Source organism: Streptomyces sp. 13-12-16 (assembly GCF_002114215.1).
In the GTDB taxonomy this organism is placed as follows: Bacteria; Actinomycetota; Actinomycetes; order Streptomycetales; family Streptomycetaceae; genus Streptomyces.
Genome location: NZ_NCTE01001108.1, coordinates 1,449 through 2,806, shown reverse-complemented (window position 1 = coordinate 2,806; position 1,358 = coordinate 1,449). Strand labels below are relative to the sequence as shown.

Genomic DNA, 1,358 nt, shown 5'->3' with positions numbered 1-1,358 from the left:
CGCGCCCGCACCCTCGCCCAGGTCGACGGCGCCCGCACCGCCGCACAGATCGCCGCGGCCCTCGCCCACCGCACCTTCCACACCCTCGTCGAACTGCGCCGCCTGGCCGCCGGTGGACTGGTCACCCCCGCGCCACCCCCGCCCGCCACGCCCGTCCACGCCGTCCCCGACGCGGGCGGCGCGGCGTGGGACGAGCCCGACACAGCGCTGCTGAGACGGCTCCTGGACGCCTTGGAGGCACTGTGATCCGCGCGCGCCGACAGCGTGCCGAAAGGAGACTGCTCATGGCCGTCGAGACCGACGTGCTGGACGAACTGCGTCGGCTCCGCACCCGTATACCCAAGCTGGCGGGCTCCCTCGCGGCCACCGTCGACGGACTGGTCCTCGCCCACGACGTCCCCGAGACCGAACCGGAGGGACTGGCCGCGCTCACCGCCGCCGCGCTCGGCGTCGCGTACCGGATGGCGGACGCCGCCGCCCGCGGCGAGTTCCGCGAGCTCCTGGTGCGCGGCAGCCAGGGCTACATCGCCACCTACGCGGCCGGCACCACCGCCGTGCTCACCCTCCTCGCCGACGACCGGGTCAACGTGGGCCGGCTGCACCTGGAGGGCCGGCGCAGCGGCGCCCGGATCGCGGAACTGGTGGACACCCACAGCGGCCCGGGCGGAGGACGGCACGCCGACCGGCTCACGACCCGGGAGACCCCCGCGCCGGCACCGGACCCGGCCCGGCCCATCGGCACCCTCCCGGTACGGACCCCGCAGCGGCCCGTACACCGGCCCCGGCCCCAGCCCGGCGGCTGACTTCCGGCTTTCCCCCGGCCGGACGCCTCCGCACGACCCGGCGGCCGGCCCGAATCACCTGTCACGACCGAAAGGAACACGTCCCATGGCCAACACCGAGACCTCGCTCAAGGAATGCCTCAGCTCCATCGACGGCGCGACGGCCGCCGCGCTCGTCGACTACACCAGCGGCATGGCCCTCGGCACGATGGGCGGCGGCAAGGACTTCAACCTGGAGGTCGCCGCCGCCGGCAACACCGACGTCGTACGGTCCAAGCTGCGCACCATGGAACACCTGGGGCTGAACGAGGAGATCGAGGACATCCTGATCACCCTGAACAGCCAGTACCACCTCATCCGCCTGCTCAAGGGGCGCGGCGGGAACGGCCTCTTCCTGTACCTGGTGCTCGACGGCAGCCGGGCCAACCTGGCCATGGCGCGGCACCAGCTGCGCCGGATCGAGTCCGAGCTCGAGGTCTGATCCGGCAGCCACAGGTCGGGGCCGAAGACCTCGTAGTGGATGGAGCGGGCGGGCACCCCGGCGTCGAGCAGCCCGCCGCGCACGGCGCGCATGAA

Annotated in this window: 2 protein-coding genes and 1 pseudogene; all 3 read left to right on the top strand. The window is 73.9% G+C overall.

Going from position 1 to position 1,358, the window contains the following annotated elements:
• Positions 1–246 (top strand): annotated as a pseudogene (locus tag B7767_RS35985) (hypothetical protein); the annotation flags it as partial.
• Positions 247–284: 38 nt separating this feature from the next.
• The gene (locus tag B7767_RS35980) at positions 285–803 is read left to right on the top strand and encodes a roadblock/LC7 domain-containing protein (RefSeq protein WP_030863626.1); all 519 of its coding nucleotides are present in this window, start codon (positions 285–287) and stop codon (positions 801–803) included.
• Between the two features lie 85 nt (positions 804–888).
• Positions 889–1,263, top strand: a complete 375-nt coding sequence (locus B7767_RS35975) for a hypothetical protein (protein ID WP_085575710.1) — start codon at positions 889–891, stop codon at positions 1,261–1,263.
• The last annotated feature ends 95 nt before the right edge of the window (positions 1,264–1,358 follow it).

Bases quoted from the DNA above. Each gene is read 5' to 3' on its own strand.
- B7767_RS35980 (WP_030863626.1), top strand. From the start codon at position 285: ATGGCCGTCGAGACCGACGTGCTGGACGAACTGCGTCGGCTCCGCACC.
- B7767_RS35975 (WP_085575710.1), top strand. From the start codon at position 889: ATGGCCAACACCGAGACCTCGCTCAAGGAATGCCTCAGCTCCATCGAC.